Genomic DNA, 20,430 nt, shown 5'->3' with positions numbered 1-20,430 from the left:
AATCTAGTCTTCCGGAGGGATTTCATGTACAAGCTTATGATTGTAGAGGATGAACCGTTAATACGGACGGGATTAAAACATTACTTTTCGTGGCAGGAGCTTGGTGTTCAGAGTATTGTTGAAGCGGAGAATGGAAAAGAAGGCGTCGCTACCGCACTACGTGAGCAGCCAGATTTAGTGATCACTGATATTCGCATGCCCGAAATGGATGGTCTACAGATGATAGAAGAGCTTCGCCAATTCCTTCCTGATACTTTGTTTATTATTTTGACAGGATTTAATGATTTCGAATACGCTCAACGAGCCATCAAACTTGGGAGTGTGCATGCTTTTTTACTCAAACCTCTGGAATATGAAGAAAGCCTAACCGTGATTCAAGAATGCATGAACAAGCTGCAACTTAAACAACAAGAACAAAGGAAACGTTCTACTCTGGAAGGCTCACAACTTATAAAGCTAATACTCGAAGAAGAACAACCTGCAATTGACACTAATTTAATCGCTGAATTATGTATTTTCAAAAGTAAACATTATCTGTATCTCCCTTTTGTTTTGGCAGGTTTCCCTATCAGAGAAACACCTTCACCATCCACAAGGTGGATGCGAGAACAGGCGACTAAGTTCATACATCTTGCAACGGAGGCCTATCTCCCGGCAAGTCTGCCACGATCTATTTTTACATATGCTGCTAAATCCAAACTATACGGGCTAATAGTCATGGGATCACAGACTGCAACGAGCATTGTCCCTTTTGAGACCCAAGTACTTACTGAACTCGATCAGCATTTGAACAAGCTTACGTTAGAACATCATCTTGCCCTTTATCTTGCCATAGGTACAGTGACGAACGAACTGTCTCAAATCACTTCATTACTTCACGAGTCTGAAAAGCTGTTATATCAACGCTTCTATCAGAATGAACAGAATATATTCCATATCTCTTCCATAAAGGCAGGCGCCACAGCTACTAAACCAATGCTTATCCAACTAGATGACAACGATAAGAAACGAATAATCTCCTGCATCGAAAACGCCAATAAACAAGAAATTCTACAATTAATGCAACGATTGGCACAAGATATTTTGCATAAAGCAGATGGCCCTTCACCTGATCTATGGCTTGCGTATGTACAAGAAATCATAAGTGTCATTATCCGCTTCGCTAATAAAAACCACATTCATAGGGAGGGTGTGTACAGTGATAAACTATTAAACCTTACTTTTGTTGAGGATTTTCACTCCCTTGAGGTCATGTTCGAGTGGCTAGGGAATTGGATGGTTCATCTGGGGAACATATATACCGAAGGTCTGACGGATAACCATCAGCAGGATGTGATTATCTTTGAACATATTAAATCCTTCATTAGAGCTAATATTGATCAAGATATTACTCTACAAATGGTAGCGGATCGCTTTTTCTATAACCCTTCTTATTTAAGCCGTCTGTTCAAAAGAAAACTCGATAAGAACTATATGCGATTTGTAACCGAAATCCGTATGGAATACGCGCAGGAATGCTTAAAAAAACCGGAAATTCTAGTGACCGATGTCTGCACAATGTGTGGTTACAAGAGCTATAAGCATTTCGTTAAAACGTTCCGGCTCTTCACCAACATGACCCCATCAGACTATAGAAAACAATCGGGGTGGTAAGCAAAATGATGCAAATAAACCAGCCAAAAAAAAGCTATCGGATGCGGCATGTCAATCGGCAGATTTTTGTGCTGATGATCCTGACCATTACCATTCCTTTGCTGATTATATCCGCGATTATCTATATTTTTTCAAATCAAGCCGTCAAAAATGAATATCAAAGCAGCTCTAATCTCATCCTTAATAATCTTTCTTTCAACATCGACCAGTATCTGCAAAGTATTGAAAAAGGGACCCTTAATGCCCAGGTAGATAGTCAATTACAAACCGCTCTCGAGCATTGGACTATCAACAAAGATAATATCGGGAATGATCTAAGTATTCAGTATGGAAACACGATTGAACAGTTCATCAGCGGGATTGAAATGACGATTAAAAATGTCGACAGTGTGCAGATTTTCGCGGGGTCACGTGTATTCTACTCCGCCAATTTCAATCGTGCGGATTATGATGTGAAGGACTACACCCAAGAGGATTGGTATTTACAGACGCAGCAAAAAAAGGGGGGCGTAATCCTGTTTGGAAGTCATCTCCCCTTCTATCGCACCAATTCCAAACAATCCGTCATCTCCATCGCCAGAGTCATTAATAAAAAAGGAAGCAAACAGCCCTTAGGTGTCATGTTAATCGATATCCGGCTGGATTCATTACGGGAAATCTTAAAGCTGTCCGAGAATAGCAAGCGGAAATTTATTATTTTAGACGATAAGGGGGGCAACGTTTACAGCTCAGATTCATTGGAGACGAGTCCTTTAGAGCCAGTCCCTATCGACAAACAGGCGCTTAACACTTTTATGAACAATGACGCCGGGAGCTTATATGGTACTTTTGATGACAAGGATTCGTACATTAATTTTGTTACCTCTCCTTACTCCAACTGGAAGGTCATTCAATATATTGATGAAAAAGAGATGACTAAGCAGGCTTCTTTTCTTGGCAAAATCATTTTAACCTTGGCGCTCTTATCGCTTGTCACTGCACTCTTATTTATGTATATCCTCTCGGAACGCGTAACCAAACCTATTATTCTGTTAAGCCGGAAGGTGAAGCTGGTGGGGATGGGGAATTTCGATGTAGATTTGTATAGTAATCGTCAAGATGAATTTGGGGTTCTATATAATGGAATTCGTAAGATGGTAAAAGATTTGCAAAACTATATTGAGCGATCTTCGATGGCCAAGGCTCAACAAAAAGTAGCCCAGTATGGTGCGCTCAAAAGCCAAATCAATCCGCATTTTCTGGCAAATGTCCTTGAATCTATTCAAATGAAAGCCATCATCAATGGGCAAAGAGAGATTGGCGAGATGGTGGGGATCGTGGGCAGATTGTTTCGGATTCATATCCAGACTGGAAAAATCACCGTTACCCTGCGCGAAGAACTTGAGCATGTCCGGCTATATGTGAAGATTCAGCAGTTGCGTTTTGGGGATAAATTACAGTACATGGAGCAGCTAGATCCGCAATGCGAAATCGTTAAGGTCATGCACTTCTCCTTGCAGCCCATCGTAGAGAATGCTATCGTACACGGCCTAGAAAGCCGCAGTGAACCAGGTCTGCTTGAGGTATCCTCGGTGATATCGGGGGAGGATATGCTGATTATCGTTAAAGATAACGGCATTGGCATCGAGGAAGAGAAACTTAAACAGCTGCGTTTCCGTCTCTCTCAACCCTCAGATACCTTAGATGAAGAACATATTGGCATTAAAAATGTTCATGATCGTATTCAATTTCATTTTGGCGAAAAATATGGAATTGAAATTTCCAGTCACGTAGGTGAAGGAACGACAGTGATCATCCGACTTCCCGCGTAATCCTAAACATTTTGCTCAGTAATGCCTAATTCAGGATCAAAGGTGAGCATTTTCGTCGCTATTTTATCAATAAAAAACCGATCATGACTAACTGTTACTACAGCGCCAGGAAAATGAATCAACGCCTGCTCCATCACCTGAATACTGGTTAAATCCAAATGGTTAGTGGGCTCATCTAAAATAATGACAGCAGCTCCGGAGAGAAGGCATTTCGCTAAAGCCACTCTGGCCTGCTGTCCGCCTGAAAGGCTGCCAATCGTTTTACTCAGATCCATTTCCGAGAATTGCAGCATCGCTAGAAATTTATTCACCTTTTTCCGCGGTGCGTCCAGTCCCAGTCCATAAACATTTACGGCATGGCTGACGGTATCTTTATGATCCAGCTCATCCCACATCTGATTAAAGTACGCATAACCGACCCCGCGTTCCCAAGTCACTTCCCCCGATTCCGGTGCTTCTTGTCCAGTCAGTACTTTGATTAGTGTCGATTTTCCGCTGCCGTTCGGACCTACGATAGCTATCCGGTCTTCCTTTTGAATATCGAAGCTAATGTTCTGGAAAATGGAGCGGCCATCATAACTTTGTCCAATCCGCTTCACTTCCCCCAGCTTGTCAGGAAAACGTAAATTACTATAAATATCAGTGATTAATACGTTAACTGGATGAGGTTCCACTCGTTTTTTCATATCCGTTAGCTTACGGGATAGACGATCCTTAGAAGACTTCTTACTACCACGGTTTTCAATGGCCTCGGACTCCATAAGGAGAAGTTCTTCTTCCCACTCAAATTGCCGATCGAGCACTTTTTTACGCATCTTCTTTTTACGAACGTAATCGGTATAATTGCCTTCATATTCCTGAAAATGATAGTTCTCGATTTCTATCGTCCGCGTGACCACTCTGTCAATAAATTGCCGATCATGAGAAACCAGAAGCATCGCCCCATTGAAACGGTGCAACCACTGCTCCAACCATACGATCCCTTCCATATCCAAAAAATTAGTAGGCTCATCGAGCAATACAACATCGGGCGCTTCAATTAAGACTTTAGCCAGTGCCGCGCGGTTCCTCCAGCCTCCGGATAACTCCTCTACAGGTTGATGCCGCGATCTCTCATCAAATCCTAATTTAGTCAGCACCGTATTGATTTCTACAGATACATTCCAGCCATCCAAATGCTCCATTTGTTCAAAAAGCTCAGCTTGGCGCTCTAAAAGTGCATTCATCTGGACATCATCCGACACCTGCCCAAGCTGTTCTCCTATTTGGTTAAGCTCCTGTTCAATGCGTGCTACCTCTTCGAAGCAAAGTTCTAACTCTTGTTGTACAGACAAAGACCCGGAAAGCTCCGAAAATTGAGAGAAGTAGCTGATCTTCACATTGGGATCTAATTCTACTTTTCCTGCCGTTGGCTCCTCTTTTCCCATGATTAGCTTAAAAACAGTAGATTTACCTGCTCCATTTCGTCCGATTAAGCCAATACGTTCGCCCTTGCTCACACGAAAATAAATATCTCGAAAGATCAATGTATTCTCATATTTCTTAGTTACGTTCTCCATTCGGATTACGCTCAAGTCTATCACTCCTAGTTCGTATAGATCAGAATTCATCGTTGAATACCCAAAAAGCTATTATAGCACTAATTAAAAAAAGGACTTTATAATCATATTATTACTTATATTTATTTCCGATATATGTATTTATATTAATATAAATTTATAAATACATAAGGAGGATTACAATGAGTTTGCTAAAATCATTCAAGAAAAATGCTAGTGTTATTATGTGCATTACCCTGCTCTTTTCTCTTTTTATTGTGTATCCGGCAAGTGCTTCTACCTTCTTCCAAGACCGTTTTGAAGAGGGCGATAATCTATGGACATCCACTAGTGGGAATTGGACTATTGTTGAGGACGAAGGCAACAGCGTATATTACCAGTCTGCCACAAAAGAAGGACGTACTTCTGCAGGTGATCCAGCCTGGAGCGATTACACTGTGGAAGCGGATGTAAAAGTTGTTGATTTTAATGGCTCAAACAGAACTTATGTTGCAGGCAGATACATAGATGGAAATAATTTTTATGCAGCTTCTTTGTATAATAATAATGATGGCATGCTGGAAATCAGAAAGAAAGTTTCTGGATCTACTTCAACTTTGTCCAGCAAACCTTACGCTCTGCAAACAGGAGTTTGGTATAATGTAAAACTCGAAATGAGCGGAAATACCATCAACATGTATGTAAATGATACGCTGGAGCTCTCAGCTTCCGATTCCAAATTAAAAAAAGGTGCAGCAGGGCTCGTTACCTTTAAGACAATTACGATGTTCGACAATGTGACCGTTTCTGATACCATTGGCACTACGCCGACACCAACACCTACTGCTACACCATTACCGACTGCTTCACCAACACCTACTGCTACGCCATTACCTACTGCTACACCAACACCGACGGTTACACCGACACCGACTGTTACACCGATACCGACTTCTTCACCAACGCCTACTGCTTCACCGACACCTACTGCTACACCGATACCGACTGCTTCACCAACACCAACTGCTACGCCGATACCGACTGCTTCACCAACACCAACTGACATGCCGACACCGACTTCTTCACCAACGCCTACTGCTACGCCATTACCGACTGCTTCACCAACGTCTACTGCTATACCGACACCGACTGCTTCACCAACGTCGACACCGGTTCAGGTTAGTGAATATGATTTGGCTGGGTTTGCCACAGGAACAACAGGTGGTGGAAATATCCAAGAAACCAGTCCACTCTATAAAAAGGTATATACCGCAGAAGATCTTGCCACTGCACTGAGAAAAGGATCCAAAATAAAGGTTATTGAAATTATGAACGACTTGGATCTGGGATGGAATGAAATTTCTGATGCAGCAAAGATCTCCCCATTTAGCGCTCATAACAATGCTTTAACACATCCCGTATTAATAGAGACTGGTGTCAGCAAAGTGTCTATGGACAACTTCGACGGTTTGACCATTTTCTCTGCTAAGGGTGCAACCATTAAACATGCCGCTTTTACCTTTAAAAGAAGCTCTAACGTCATCATCCGCAACCTTGAATTTGATGAGCTGTGGGAATGGGATGAAGCAACCAAAGGGAATTACGATAAAAACGACTGGGACTACATCACCATTGAAAACAGCAACAACGTATGGATCGACCACTGCACTTTCAATAAATCTTATGACGGAGTTGTCGATGTTAAAAAAGGCAGCAACGGCGTCACCATTTCATGGTCATCCTTCTTAGGGGATGATAGAAACGCACACAGCTGGGTTACTCAGCAAATTAATGCTATGGAAGCCAACAAGGCTGCCTATCCCATGTACGCTTATTTAAGAAGCAGCTCAGTTGGCCTAAGTAAAGACGACATCATTGCGATTGCCGCTAGTCAAAAAAAGGGCCACTTAATAGGCGCAACAGAGTTTGCAGCTGATAATGCGCTTCTTTCTGTAACGCTCCATCACAACTACTATAAAGATATACAAGACCGCATGCCCCGCCTTCGTAGTGGTAATGCGCATGCCTATAACATTGTAATGGACAACGAAGATACCAGATTGGCTAAAAAACGTCTAACCTCCGCTATGGAAAAAGCGATCTCAAGCAAGGGGTATCATTTCGGGGTTACAAGTAACGGAGCCATCTCGACAGAAGGAGGAGCTGTATTACTTGAAAGTTCTGTAATCATTGATGTAGTGTATCCTCTTCGCAACAATCAAGCGGATGCAAATAATAGCAAATATACGGGTGCAATCGCAGCTTTAGATACGATCTATTCACTTGATGGAGCAACATTCAGAGGAGACAGTACAGCAAAGAACAGCCCTCTCTCCCCTGCACCCGCTGCCGTTAAAGCATTTGCATGGAACGGATTCACAACACTACCTTACAGCTACACTTCAGATGACCCAGCTAGTCTAAAATCTAGACTTACCGCTGTTGACGGCTCAGGGGCAGGCAAATTGTCCTGGTCAAACAAGGAATGGTTGAAAACAAATTACAGCAACTAACTCGACTAACTAATTACTGAACACATACTCCCATAACTACAACGAGAAAAGTTACTGACTTAGTAGTTGCCACACTAGCGTCACCTTTGCACCAAATTAGTGCCATATTAGTGCTACTAGCGCCATATTAACGCCATATTAGGACCACATTAGCACCACTTTTGTACGCCGAAATTACTCAGACGCTCAGACGGTGATTTACAGTTTAAAGTGCAGTATTTACGAGGTCAGATGGTGAGTTTACTGTGCAGTATTTACGAGGCCAGATGGTTCGGACTCAGGAGCCCTTATTTCGAAGAATCCGGGCATTTCGCAGTGCTATCGGACTCAGATGCAGCTATTCATCCCAATATGCTCATTTTGGGTGTGGATTTAGACCAATAAGAGCTATGCAGTCCGAAAACTCAGCAAAATGGTCAAAAAAGCCAAAATAGTTGCAATACAGTCCGTTAGGAGTGTTACGCGCGTGAGGAACATGAGGAGCATGAGAAACGTGAGGAGCATGAGAAACCTGATGAGCGTTATTAACTTAGTTGCCACATTAGCAACTCATTTGTACCGCACTAATGACACACTAACGCCACTTTTGTACACCCGAAATAGCTAAGACGCTCAGATGACGATTTTACAGTGCAGTATTTACGAGGCCAGATGGTTCGGACTCAGCAGCCCTTATTTCGAAGAATCCGGGCATTTCGCAGTGCTATCGGACACAGATGCAGCTATTCAACCCAATATGCTCAATTTTGGTGTGGATTTAGACCAATAAGAGCTATGCAGTCCGAAAACTAAGCAAATTGGTCCAAAAAGCGAAAATAGCTGCAATATGGTCCGTTAGGAGTGTTACGCGCGTGAGGAACATGAGAAACCTGAGAAACGTGAGGAGCCTGTGAAACGTGAGAAGCGTGAGAAACATGAGGTGCCTGAGGAACATGAGAAACGTGAGGAACATGAGAAGCCTGAGGAACATTAAGCGCCTATAGACCCCGTGAGGAGCATTATGCACATACAGTCCCGATAGGAGCATCAGGAGTTTGTTCTCATTTAACAAGTGGCGTGTTTGGTGTTACAAGGTAACTCGCAAAGTTAGTATAATGTCCCAACAATAACAAAAAGGCCGCAACCTGCGGCCTTTTTCTATATTACAACTCCCAACGCATATTCACTAATATCGCTTACCGCTCATTTTTTCAGAATACCAATATACTCTTCTTTCTCTCGATCTGCCCCCGCATTAAGTTTCAGTCGCAGTGACTTCGGGTGATCCAACACATTACTGCTGAAGTAACTTATAAATCCATCATCAGATCCACTACCAGAATTCGGATTAATTTTAATGTCGCGCTTCCCAACCTGCGCGGTTAACTCATAGGGGAGCTTTTGAAACAGTTCATTTCGGACGATCCAATCCGTTTGCAATTCCTCATTTATCGTAAATTTGAGCGCTATGCTTAACGGAGAAAGCTCGACTTCGGCTAGTTTTACTTCCTGTCCGTCAATTATGAAGGGGTGGTCTACAACTAATGTCTCCGTCTTCTGCTCCCAAAACTTAGGATCAATAGAGAAGTTCACTTTTAAACGATCAGAATACCGCATGTCGGATAAAACCGTTCCTGTTTTCGGTTTACTTAACATTCCCGGGTCTACAGAGGCAATCTGAAAATCCGCCACTACATCTGTTGGCCTTGGTTTATTTCGGTCCAGTGAGAATACAGTTTTACCGAGCCAAGTATATATGGTTCCCTCTGCGTGTGCTCCCATTCCGCCCCTATTCCCATTCTCCTCCATTACGTCTCGTCCAGTTTCAGCATCTGTCAGCTTCACACTATTTACACTGTACACTTCCTGACCATCACTTGTTGTCCCTGTATACAGCAGCATGATTTTATTTTCATCAGCAAGCACAGCATTTAGAGTAATTTTATATCCATTTGATTCAGCACTCTTATTAACGATTTGTACATAATCATTCCGGATTGCAGACTCTAGTGTAAGAGCATCAATATCAGCTGCAGCCAATGTTTTAAAAGGCTCCAATACGCCCCAATCGAACGTTTCAACACTCGAAGTCCCTTGCTGTGGCAACAACTGGGTTGGATTGAAGAACAGCAAGCCCGCTATCATCACTGCAGCCGCCAGCACAGACATCGCACTTTTTGTGAACATTAACCTTCTGCCACGTTTCTTGCCTAATTCCAAACCTGCTTGGATCGCATAGATTTGAGCGGCTGCATTCTCTATTTTTTGTTCTTGTGGGATACGTTCGGCATCGCTTAACATGGCAAGCTCCTCTTGACTACTCATTGTTCCATTCACCCCGATTCTTTATGATGGTTCGCAACTGCTTCAGCCCCTTATGCTGCCAAGTCTTAACCGTCCCCTCGGGTTTATTCATAATGTTAGCGATCTCAGTCAAGGTCATATCGTTGTAGTATTTTAGCAGCAGCACATGGCGATACTTGGGCTTAACCTGCTCGAGTGCCCACAGCATTTCCATCCGATGATGGCCAATGTGTGTGACCTGTTCTCCTATTCTTTCATCTACCAGCGGCATGGAACGTTTTCTTCGTCTTTGTTCATCTATACAGACATAAATTAGAATGCGAATAATCCATGATTTGAATGCTTTGGGGTCCTTTAAAGTTTTTCTTTTAATCCAAGCCCGGCAAGTCATTTCCTGCATCGCTTCCAGCGCATCGTTTCGGTTCCGCAAGTAACTATAAGCAATACTGTACAATTGTTCTCTATGTACCAATATCGAATCGTAAAAATCCGTCTCGCTCCGAGTATCAAGAATCGTTACTTTTTTCATTTCTGCATTAGTCATCGTCATGTCCTTCCTTAGCCTCCTCTCTTCAACCTTTCATAGATTAAGACGGGGGAGGTATAGAAACGGTTTTTATTTCACTTAACTTTTTTTCGCCCAAAGCTCTCTAAATTATAGCATTCTATAAAAATTGAACGAAAAATGTTATGATGAGTTAAATTGGACATAATTAATAGTACGCACTCAAAAGTGCCATAGGTGCTAAAAAGTACCCATACCTTGGAGGTTATCATGACAACAACATCTACAACAACTGTCAAGAAAAAATACAATATTTCTGTTGAAGCCACACTAGAGGTCATCGGAGGGAAATGGAAATGCGTAATTCTATGTCATTTAACTCATGGCAAAAAACGCACCTCCGAGTTAAAACAGTTGATGCCCGGCATTACTCAAAAAATGTTAACCCAGCAGCTACGCGAGCTTGAGGCAGACGGAATCATCAACCGAATTGTTTATAATCAGGTTCCACCAAAAGTAGAATACGAGCTTAGTGAATATGGGGATAGTTTAAGCGATATTTTGACTGCATTATGTAATTGGGGAGAACAACATATCATTAAGCAATACGGTGATAAATACGCTGTTTTAGAGGATAACATCTTAAATAAATAAACCGCTATATCAAGGAAATGGTTGGAGATTTATGCTGTGAGAGTTGTACTTCAATTATATGCCCACGAAAAAAGGACAGCTGAATCAGATCGATTCAACTGTCCAAAGCTTTGATTCACCCGTCCCTTAAATGGCGCACAGAGACATAACTTAAATTACGCCCTCTCCTCCAATAGCAGTTGCTGTGAATGATATGGGTCCAAATAGATTGATAGGCAAGTTGCTATCATTCTGAATTACCAATTCATAGTTGTGGACTCCAATATAAGCACCATCGACCCACTGAGCACTTAATTGAATATCAGTAATTGTAGTAAAACGATAAAAGGATCTATAAATATCGACTCCAGCTCGTCGGATGATAACAAGAAATTGGCTATTAGCAAGTGCAGTAAGACTAAAACTTCCATTTAACTCGACTCTACTGGAGAAAGAAGCCGGATTAGCCGGACTAATATTTACTTGCGCTGTAGCTAAACCCGCTCCAGCTCCAGGAATCCCTGCAACCGTTATAGCAGTAGTAAACGGATCTAACGGGATTTTTGCCTGTGACCCATAACTTATTATTGTCGCCATTTATCATCACTCCATTTCAAGGTTATAGAGTAGTATATTGTGAATCCACAATGATAGATTGGACTTAATTCCTGATGATTATATACATTTAAGGTATACTTTGCTAGATCATATAAACCTAGATACCTCGTCAATCACCATACGATTTCTACTCATTGACAACACCCCTGTTCAGCATTACAATAATTCACATATCATGAACAACGATGACAAAGGGTAAGTAGACAGACGAACATGGTCTTCAGAGAGCCGGTGGTAGGTGCGAACCGGTGACCAGCGTATGCTCGAATGGCCTTTATAGTTGTTTTTCCGAACTATCTAATGGATGCAGTAGGGAAAACCGGGGTTCCCGCCGTTATCAAGGGACCTGTATCGAGAATAAATTCAACCTCTCCGTACAGGTAAGAGAAGATCGAAAGCCAAGAATCGTAAGGTGACACGATCATTTAAGGTGGTACCACGACAACTTCGTCCTTATTGGATGAGGTTTTTTTGTCATTTAAAGGAGGTGATGGCCATGGATGATGGCTGGTGGTGGCGACTCGAGTGTAACCAAATGCTAAATAACAGGAGGAATTTATATGATGAACGAACGTGTCTTAACTGGAGATCGAGTGACTGGAAAGCTTCACCTTGGCCATTACGCCGGCAGCTTGCAGACCCGAGTAGCCCTTCAGGAGCAATATGAAACTTTTGTGTTTTTAGCGGATATTCAAGCCCTAACGACCCATTTTGATCGTCCACAGCTGCTGGGTCAACATCTGCATGAGATCACACTGGACTATTTATCTGCGGGTATAAATCCGGAGAAAACAACTATATTTATTCAATCGATGATCCCTGAAATCGCAGAGCTGACCCTCTTGTTCTCTATGTTTGTTACTGTGAATTCTTTACGGCATAATCCCACGATTAAAGCCGAATCGAAAAATTCGAGCTTAGATGAATTGTATTACGGTTTTCTTGGTTATCCAGTTAGTCAGACTGCTGACATAACATTTTGTAAAGCAACGATAATTCCTGTAGGGGAAGACCAACTCCCTCATCTGGAATTAACCCGTAAAATCGTCCGCAGATTCAACGAGCTGTACAGCCCGATACTGGTGGAACCCAGAGCGCTGATCAGTGAGACTCCGAGGCTTGTGGGTACGGATGGCAACGCTAAAATGAGTAAAAGCCTTGGCAATGCCATCGAGCTGGACTCCACTAAGGAAGAGATTATCTTTAAGATACGAAAAGCCACAACCGATCCAGCGCGTGTGCATAAAAATGATCCTGGACATCCAGATATCTGTCCTATTTTTGCTTATCATGGTGCTTTTCGCTCAGCGGGGGTAACCGAAATTCGTGAAGGCTGTGAGCGGGGTACCATGGGTTGTTCTGCTTGCAAACAGTTGATTTCGACAGCTCTAGATCAGCTTATAGAACCGATGCGAGAGCGTCGTTCCTATTATGCTACTAAGCCCAAGCTTGTGCAGGAAATCTTAATCTCTGGAACACAGCATGCCCGCAGCATTGCTCAAGAAACAATGGCCGAAATACGTGAGGCTATGTGTCTTAACTATTTTTCAATCTAAAAATGACCAGTATAGGCACTCAAAAAAAGCCGGAATCTCATTGGAAGAGATCCGGCTTTTTTCTTCTCCTTACAACACCCAATTTCCTTTACGGAATACGGGTTCAATCGTGCCGTCCGCCAGCTCTCCGTCAATATCCAGCTCTGCTGAACCGATCATAAAATCGACATGAGTTAAGCTGACATTAGCTCCTCTAGCCACAAGCTCTTCGTTCGTAAGCTTTGTGCCGCCTTCAATATTTACAGGATAAGCACTTCCTAGCGCGAAATGGCAGGAGGCATTCTCATCAATCCCTGTATTGTAAAAAATGCGGTTCAAGCGAGAGATTGGAGAATCATGCTGCACTAAGGCTACTTCTCCTAGATAAGATGCACCTTCATCCGTTGCCAGCAGTGAGGTTAAATGTTCGCGTCCGGATTCAGCTTCATAAGCTACGACTTTCCCTTTTTCAAAAGTGAATGAAAGTCCTTCAACCAACCGTCCATTCAAATTAAGAGGGAGCGTGCTTCTAACTGTGCCATTAACGCCAGTACGATGGGGCATGGAATAAATCTCTTCCGTTGGCATATTAGCTACAAAATATACGCCTTTATCATTCTCACCGCCACCCCCGCGCCATAAATGGCCTTCCGGAAGCTCTACATGCAGATCCGTTCCCGGAGCACGGTAATGTAAGCTTTTATAACGTTTAGCGTTCATTCTGTCCTGACTTTCTTTCAACTGACCAATATGCTCTCTCCAAGCAGCTACCGGATCATTGCTGCCCACACGATTCATCTGGAATACAGCTTCCCACATCGCCTCTACCCGCTCTTCTTCAGGAAGATCGGCAAAAACCTTGTTCGCCCAAGCACGTGTTGGCGCTTTGACCAGAGACCAGCTGATTTTGCTGTTCCGAGTATATTTGGAGTAGTTCTTGCGAGCAACAGCCGCTGCTTTGACTGCTCTAGATACCTTAGAAGAATCAATGCCATTAAACAGTTCAGGATCAGGTACTTTAATATGTAAGATGGCACCATTCTCTTCCGCGAATTTCTCCATCATCTCAGCCTGCCACTGTGGATAGTAATCGAAAGAATCCTCTGGGGCTTTTTCATAACGGATCCGTGTAGTTGCTTCATCGTCCCAGTCAACAATTACATATTTAGCTCCCGCTTCATAGGCTTTCGCTACAATCAAGCGAGTAAGTTCTGCGGTTTCTATCGGTGCATGTACCATAAGGACTTGTCCAGGCTGTACATTTACTCCTACTTTTACAACTAGGTTCGCATATTTCTCCAGCATTACTTCAAAATCTTTCATGAATTCTCTTCCTCCATCTCTAGGGTTGCTATAAGCACTCGGTCAGCTTCACTTCTTATTTTAACGCAAAACGAGGATAGTTGCGATTCGATTTAGATTCTCAGCTACTTCACTTCAGGTATTTCGCCTGTATAGACACCTAGATCATTCTTATGAATCTCTACAATGGACGTTCCGATCTGCTTGTTATTGTGGTAAGCCATCACTGTGATCTTGGTATCCTGAGGTTCATCTATTTGCTTATTCTCCCCATCCATTGGACTCCAATAAATTTGATCTCCAGATTTGATTTTCAGCTCAAGACCTTTGTTATGCACCTTGTAGTCAGGGGGGTTCCATAACAATAAATTGCCGGATGTAGCCTGTATCTTAATAACATCCGCCCCTTCAGCAGTTATAAGTATAGGTAATCCTGGAGCACTACTATCAGTCACCCTGTATTCCGTTGTTGGGAACATAATATCCGGTTTCACCTCAAGTGATTGATTATTATGCCGCAAAATAAAGAAGAAAAAAAGTAAAATCGTTAAGCCCATGACGCCCCCGATGATTATTTTTTTCACTATTCAACCTCCCTTCCACCCTAATACTGTAACATATTTCCTTAATCTGGACAGTTATGAGCCAAATAAAGCGGCTCCCGCGAGGAACCGCTCACTTCAATCCCTATTTTTTATCCACCTGTAACAGTGTCACTGTCTTCAAAGCATAAGTATGCATGATTTTATCCTCTGAAATTACATTCAACTTGGTCAAGCTTGCCACCTTTGCCGGATCTGATTTGGAGAGCAAACGCCACACTTCGGGGTCTGATAAGGTCTCATATAACTTTGCATCATCATATTCTTTGCGGTTTTGCACGACCAGCTTCACTTTATAGCTGCCAATTTCAGTCTCGTTAGTTTCCTGCTGACTACAATAATTTAAAATATCCTGACGAAGCTCGGCCAATTCTTTTTCAATATCCTTTTGCTTTTGCTTGAGCCGATAATACTGCTGAACCTTTTTCTCCATCCACTTCACGCTCCTTCATAGACATATGTATGCCGGAAACGTTCGATAAATTAGTTGAGTTCCCTATCATAAAAACTTATAATGAGCCGGGGATAGCTTATTTCCAAGTAGAGTCAAATTTCTTATAAAAACAATTCCACGGCAGGTGACTTATGTTTCATTCGTACTTTTTTCCAATTTCGTATGCGTTCATGATGTTTCCAATAGCAGCGCTGGTCTTCACACTACCTTTTCTTATCGTGCAATACCGCAGACATGGCTATATACATAAGCTTAGAGCTTTAATCCTATATCTGCTGCTGCTCTATCTGATGAACGCTTATTTTCTTGTCTTGCTTCCTTTTCCATCCTCCCGGCACAATGCAGCACCTTCTGGGAGTATCGTCCAATTCATTCCCCTTCAGTTTATTCAGGATATTGTGGATGGATCGTCAATCATCTCTGATCAAATCTCGACCTACTGGTCATTACTGCGTGAGCCTGCATTTTTACAGGTCATTTTTAACGTTGCATTGACCGTACCGTTTGGAATGTTTTTGGGCTATTATTTTCGTACACGCTGGGTCGTGTGCATTCTACTATCCTTTGCCTTTTCCTTGTCCTTTGAGATCACGCAGATTACAGGAATTTATGGTTTCTTCGATCATCCTTACCGTCTTTTTGATGTCGATGATCTCATTACCAACACAATCGGAGGGATTTTTGGATTTCGAATTTCCATTTGGATCTCCGGGCTATTGCCACGTATAGAACAACTGGATACAAACATTGACCGCTCTGCCAAAAGAGTCTCCTATACCCGCAGAGGAATAGCTTTTCTAATCGATAGTATGGTGTGGAGCATCGGGTTTGGGGTACTCTTCGGATTCGATATAAAAGCTGCCTTCTGGATTGTAACTGGTATTTACTTCATGCTTGTTCCGGCTCTCACGGGCGGACGGACCTTAGGGAAATGGATGGTGCGGATTCGGGTGAAGAGCAGCGGGAATCATGCTTTTTTCTGGGCTCTGATGATCAGATATGGCCTGCTATATTGGGTGCTGCTTGGGATTCACGCTCTTTTGCTTGATTCCGCCCTTCTAGGGCATCTTTCCTCCGTATGGAATATGCTTATTCATCTGTTTGTTCTATTGATAGACTTGGCTTTCTTTATTCATTTAGTCATTAGTATATTCAAAAAAGAAACTCAGCTAATATATGAGAAACTAAGTCGAACTTCTCATGTTATTTCTTGGCCAGAGAAACGGCTCCAATCTGATGTATCCAGCAACAGCCCTGTAGAAAGCTAAACTAGTTATTATTTAAATGGTATTTTTACATTGGAAATTATTATAGAATTAGGAGGTGAGCATTCTCAAAATTTAGGAGATGAGCGTATGGAAACCACAAGCAGCTTGCAGTTATCTAGAAGTCTTCCAGAAGAACAGGGGATTTCATCAACCGCAATATCCAACTTTATTAGTGCAGTAGAAGAACAAAATTTAGGCCTGCACAGCTTTATGCTATTACGACATGGTTATGTGGTCTCTGAAGGCTGGTGGGCTCCTTACAGGTCCGTTCTTCCGCATATGTTATTTTCCCTAAGCAAAAGCTTCACCTCAACCGCAATCGGGTTTGCTGTTACTGAGAAACTTGTCACCCTCGATGATTCTGTCCTCTCCTTTTTCCCTGAAGAGGCTCCTTCGACTATCACGGAGAATCTATCCAATATGACAATCAGACATCTATTGATGATGGGTACCGGGCATGTCGTGGATACTATGGACACCCTTCGCAAAAGTACCGACGGGAATTGGGTGAAAGCTTTCTTCTCCGTCCCCGTCGAGAAACAACCGGGTACACATTTCCTATATAATACCGGTGCTACTTACATGCTGGCCGCGATCCTTCAACGGGTTACTGGCCAAACACTGCTAGAATATTTAGAACCGCGCCTCTTCGTTCCTCTGGGCATTCACGGTGCAACGTGGGAGTCTTGTCCACGTGGAATTAACACAGGGGGATTTGGCTTAAACATTACAACCGAGGATATCGCTAAATTCGGCCAGCTATACTTACAAAAAGGAATCTGGAATAATCAACGGGTTCTGCCTGAAAAGTGGATTAATGAGGCTACTTCCAAACATATTTCCAATGGCGAAGGTGATCATGACTGGGCAATGGGATATGGGTATCAGTTCTGGCAATGCCAGCACGGTGGCTACCGGGCAGATGGCGCCTTCGGTCAACTCTGTGTTGTGCTTCCGGAGCAAGATGCCGTAATTATTACTACTGCTGCATCAGACAGTATACAAGGAATGTTGAATGCTGTGTGGGAACATCTGCTTCCCGCGATGAAGCCAGCTCCCTTGCCATTAGAGCCGGCTGCTTCTGCCCACTTGGTTGAACAATTAAAGAATTTATCTATCCAACCGCCACAACTGCAGCCCTCTTCATCACAAGAAGAACGAATAAACGGCTTAACCTATAAGCTCGATGACAACCAATTTGCCTTGGACACCTTCTCTATCTCTTTCAATAACAACGAAGCTGCAGTTACTTTACAATTTAAGACTGGAGAGGATTCTGTGATCTGTCTTGGTCGAGGGAAATGGCTCGAAAGCTTCGCACAGGTCATTGATGCTTCCTTGAACCGAATCATGTCCAGCTTTACTTGGGTTGCTGATGATCAGCTACAGCTTACTTTATTGTTTATTGAAATGCCTTTCTGCATAACTCTTGAAATAATCTTACTAGAGAATCAGCTAATTCTTAAACAAAAGTTTAATGTGAATATGGGACCGACTGAATTCCCTGAGATCATTGGCAGACTATAATTCTTAATGAATACAAAAGACCGCTTCGTCCTTTAAAGAGACTTAGCGGCCTTTTAAATATTCGATTCTAATCTGTGAAATCAGCAAGCTTGAGGATGACCGGACAATGATCGCTCCCCATAATGTGGCAATCGATTTGGGCATCCAGCAGATTAGGTGCAAGTCTAGAAGAAGCTAGGAAATAATCAATCCGCCAGCCTACATTCCGTTCTCTCACCTTGGGCATATAAGACCACCATGAATAAACACCTTCAAGCTCTGGATGAAAATATCTAAAGGTATCTATGAAGCCGGACTCCAGCAGCGTACTCATTTTTCCTCTTTCTTCATCGGTAAAGCCAGAGTTTCCGCGGTTAGCTTTAGCATTTTTGATATCAATATCCTGATGGGCTACGTTCATATCGCCGCATACAACGACTGGTTTTAGCTTGTCCAGTTCCAGAAGGTAATTGCGGAAACGGTCCTCCCATTCCATTCTGTAATCCAATCTAGCCAGATCTCGTTTGGCATTTGGTGTATACACATTCACTAGATAAAAATGTTCGAACTCCAGCGTAATAATCCGGCCTTCCGCTTCTTCATCCTCTTCCATTCCGTATCTCACAGAGATCGGCTTGATTTTGGTGAATATAGCTGTGCCTGAATACCCTTTTTTCACTGCATAATTCCAATATTGATAGTATTCTTCACCCTGTTCCAGAACAATCTGCCCTTCTTGCAGCTTCGTCTCCTGAACACAGAAAATATCTGCTTCTACTTCCTTAAAATAATCATCAAACCCTTTTTTCACACAGGCCCGAAGACCATTCACATTCCATGATACCAACTTTATCATTAACGTTTCTCCTTGCATTTTGCTTTAATAGTAACCAGTTTATCATATTACGGCCAGAAATTTATAGAGGGTTAGGGTCATCTTGAGCAGTTCCGCGAATAGATTTATATCCTAATCATTTATTATCCATGATACAATAGCAAAATTGACTCTATACAAATTTTCTAACACGTGAGGTAAAAAAACTTATGAATGCACCAAATCTTTTACGAGGGTTTAACTTTTTGTATTTTGCTCTGCTAGCCATGTTTATTCCCTTTCTGCCAGTCTATCTAAGTGAACAAGGTCTAAGCCCATCGCAAATCGGCTTCATTATTGGAACTGGTGGTTTTGTTACCATCGTTGCCCAGCCTTTATGGGGGATGATCAGTGATAAAACAAAAACCATCCGCAAAGTGCTGTTAGCTCTGCTGTTATGCTCAGCGGTAACCGGATACTTTTTGTTCGATTCCAGCAGTTACGTTGTTCTCATTCTTTTTGCTATGCTGCTGTATTTCTTCTTGATGCCCATTGATCCGCTGACAGAAAGCTTGAATTTCCGAGTCTCTGAGGCGGCTGGAATTAGCTATGGTTCTATCCGTACATATGGTGCGCTAGGTTATGGTGTAATGGCTCTGATTACTGGCTATGTGCTTGGTTTTTTCGGCTCTCATGGAATAGCTCTTCTGTTTGTTGCCATTTGCCTTATAAGCTTTATAGTAAGCTGGAACATGCCAGATGCCCCCGTCACAGGTAAGCCGGTCACGCTGGATAGCCTCAAGCACTTTTTTGGCAACAAAAAGACATTGATGTTTCTGGTGCTCATATTTATTAGCTCTGTACCCGCACGAATGAACGATACATTTATTGGAGTTTATATTCGTGAGCTTGGTGGCAGTCCTCAACTGGTAGGCCAATCATTTTTCCTCGCGGCAATAAGTGAAATCATTGTCTTTGCATTAAGCTTCTGGTGGTTGCGAAAAGGAAAAGAACTGATTATCATATCGATTTCCGGAGCCTTCTATTTCCTTCGTTTCTTGATTTCAGCTTGGATCATTGATCCACACTTGTTAGCGTATTTGCAGATTCTGCAAATTCTTACCTTCCCTGTGTTCTACTCGGCTGCTATTCAATACCTCTACAGCATTGTACCCGAGGAATGGCGTGCTACAGGGCAAACCGTCCTTGCACTATTGTTCTTCGGTGTATCAGGTATCCTGGCTTCTTATGCTGGTGGGGCATTATATGATGCCTTTGGGGGTAAAGCTCTTTACTTAACGATCTCCGCAATGTCGTTTGTCGGCATGCTATTCGGATTGATACTGTATCTGATTTATCGTAAAAAAACGGAATAAGCGTACGAAAATAAACCGG

At 42.6% G+C, this 20,430-nt stretch carries 17 protein-coding genes and 1 other annotated feature; of the genes, 9 read left to right on the top strand and 8 right to left on the bottom strand.

What is annotated here, in order from left to right:
* Positions 1–24: 24 nt before the first annotated feature.
* Together MKY54_RS13475 and MKY54_RS13470 are read left to right on the top strand one after the other, a co-directional pair.
* Positions 25–1,653, top strand: a complete 1,629-nt coding sequence (locus MKY54_RS13475) for a response regulator (protein WP_339190735.1) — start codon at positions 25–27, stop codon at positions 1,651–1,653.
* A gap of 5 nt (positions 1,654–1,658) precedes the next feature.
* Entirely contained in the window at positions 1,659–3,464 is a 1,806-nt protein-coding gene (locus MKY54_RS13470; RefSeq protein WP_339190732.1) for a sensor histidine kinase, read from the top strand.
* A gap of 2 nt (positions 3,465–3,466) precedes the next feature.
* On the opposite strand, the gene MKY54_RS13465 is transcribed toward MKY54_RS13470, so the two are convergent.
* Positions 3,467–5,038, bottom strand: a complete 1,572-nt coding sequence (locus tag MKY54_RS13465; RefSeq protein ID WP_076126001.1) for an ABC-F family ATP-binding cassette domain-containing protein — start codon at positions 5,036–5,038, stop codon at positions 3,467–3,469.
* Positions 5,039–5,205: 167 nt separating this feature from the next.
* On the opposite strand from MKY54_RS13465, the gene MKY54_RS13460 reads away from it, so the two are divergent.
* On the top strand, positions 5,206–7,515 hold the full coding sequence (locus MKY54_RS13460) for a hypothetical protein (RefSeq protein WP_339173720.1): 2,310 nt from the start codon (positions 5,206–5,208) through the stop codon (positions 7,513–7,515).
* A 616-nt stretch (positions 7,516–8,131) separates the two neighbouring features.
* Positions 8,132–8,284, top strand: a complete 153-nt coding sequence (locus MKY54_RS13455; RefSeq protein WP_339190731.1) for a hypothetical protein — start codon at positions 8,132–8,134, stop codon at positions 8,282–8,284.
* Between the two features lie 413 nt (positions 8,285–8,697).
* Here MKY54_RS13455 and MKY54_RS13450 read toward each other — a convergent pair whose 3' ends face one another.
* Positions 8,698–9,819, bottom strand: a complete 1,122-nt coding sequence (locus tag MKY54_RS13450) for a DUF4179 domain-containing protein (RefSeq protein ID WP_339190729.1) — start codon at positions 9,817–9,819, stop codon at positions 8,698–8,700.
* Positions 9,812–10,348, bottom strand: coding sequence for a sigma-70 family RNA polymerase sigma factor (locus MKY54_RS13445; RefSeq protein WP_036686352.1), 537 nt, complete (start codon positions 10,346–10,348; stop codon positions 9,812–9,814). Before MKY54_RS13445 ends, MKY54_RS13450 begins: the two co-directional genes overlap by 8 nt.
* Positions 10,349–10,573: 225 nt before the next feature.
* On the opposite strand from MKY54_RS13445, the gene MKY54_RS13440 reads away from it, so the two are divergent.
* Positions 10,574–10,957, top strand: coding sequence for a winged helix-turn-helix transcriptional regulator (locus MKY54_RS13440; protein ID WP_076125996.1), 384 nt, complete (start codon positions 10,574–10,576; stop codon positions 10,955–10,957).
* Positions 10,958–11,107: 150 nt separating this feature from the next.
* Here MKY54_RS13440 and MKY54_RS13435 read toward each other — a convergent pair whose 3' ends face one another.
* Complete coding sequence (locus tag MKY54_RS13435) at positions 11,108–11,533, bottom strand: hypothetical protein (RefSeq protein ID WP_036686349.1); 426 nt, start codon at positions 11,531–11,533, stop codon at positions 11,108–11,110.
* Positions 11,534–11,730: 197 nt separating this feature from the next.
* Positions 11,731–12,012: a binding site (T-box leader), on the top strand.
* 102 nt (positions 12,013–12,114) lie between these two features.
* Between MKY54_RS13435 and trpS the strand changes: the two genes are divergently transcribed.
* Positions 12,115–13,110, top strand: a complete 996-nt coding sequence (gene trpS, locus MKY54_RS13430; RefSeq protein ID WP_339190726.1) for a tryptophan--tRNA ligase — start codon at positions 12,115–12,117, stop codon at positions 13,108–13,110.
* Positions 13,111–13,179: 69 nt separating this feature from the next.
* On the opposite strand, the gene MKY54_RS13425 is transcribed toward trpS, so the two are convergent.
* The 3 genes from MKY54_RS13425 to MKY54_RS13415 all read right to left on the bottom strand — a co-directional run bounded on the left by MKY54_RS13425 (position 13,180) and on the right by MKY54_RS13415 (position 15,426).
* Complete coding sequence (locus MKY54_RS13425) at positions 13,180–14,412, bottom strand: aminopeptidase (protein ID WP_076189916.1); 1,233 nt, start codon at positions 14,410–14,412, stop codon at positions 13,180–13,182.
* Positions 14,413–14,516: 104 nt separating this feature from the next.
* Complete coding sequence (locus MKY54_RS13420; RefSeq protein WP_076125991.1) at positions 14,517–14,975, bottom strand: hypothetical protein; 459 nt, start codon at positions 14,973–14,975, stop codon at positions 14,517–14,519.
* 103 nt (positions 14,976–15,078) lie between these two features.
* The gene (locus MKY54_RS13415; protein WP_076125990.1) at positions 15,079–15,426 is read right to left on the bottom strand and encodes a hypothetical protein; all 348 of its coding nucleotides are present in this window, start codon (positions 15,424–15,426) and stop codon (positions 15,079–15,081) included.
* Between the two features lie 191 nt (positions 15,427–15,617).
* Between MKY54_RS13415 and MKY54_RS13410 the strand changes: the two genes are divergently transcribed.
* Entirely contained in the window at positions 15,618–16,715 is a 1,098-nt protein-coding gene (locus tag MKY54_RS13410) for a VanZ family protein (protein WP_339190723.1), read from the top strand.
* An 87-nt stretch (positions 16,716–16,802) separates the two neighbouring features.
* On the top strand, positions 16,803–18,242 hold the full coding sequence (locus MKY54_RS13405) for a serine hydrolase (RefSeq protein ID WP_339190722.1): 1,440 nt from the start codon (positions 16,803–16,805) through the stop codon (positions 18,240–18,242).
* Between the two features lie 67 nt (positions 18,243–18,309).
* On the opposite strand, the gene MKY54_RS13400 is transcribed toward MKY54_RS13405, so the two are convergent.
* Positions 18,310–19,074, bottom strand: a complete 765-nt coding sequence (locus tag MKY54_RS13400; protein WP_076279814.1) for an exodeoxyribonuclease III — start codon at positions 19,072–19,074, stop codon at positions 18,310–18,312.
* A 191-nt stretch (positions 19,075–19,265) separates the two neighbouring features.
* On the opposite strand from MKY54_RS13400, the gene MKY54_RS13395 reads away from it, so the two are divergent.
* Positions 19,266–20,411: an MFS transporter gene (locus MKY54_RS13395; protein WP_076183499.1), complete on the top strand. Its 1,146-nt coding sequence runs from the start codon at positions 19,266–19,268 to the stop codon at positions 20,409–20,411.
* Positions 20,412–20,430 lie beyond the last annotated feature (19 nt).

The sequence above is a fragment of the Paenibacillus sp. FSL P2-0121 genome (assembly GCF_037975345.1).
Taxonomy (GTDB): Bacteria; Bacillota; Bacilli; order Paenibacillales; family Paenibacillaceae; genus Paenibacillus_AQ; species Paenibacillus_AQ odorifer.
The sequence above is the reverse complement of the archived record's forward strand: the minus strand, read 5'-3'. Positions and strand labels throughout refer to the sequence as shown.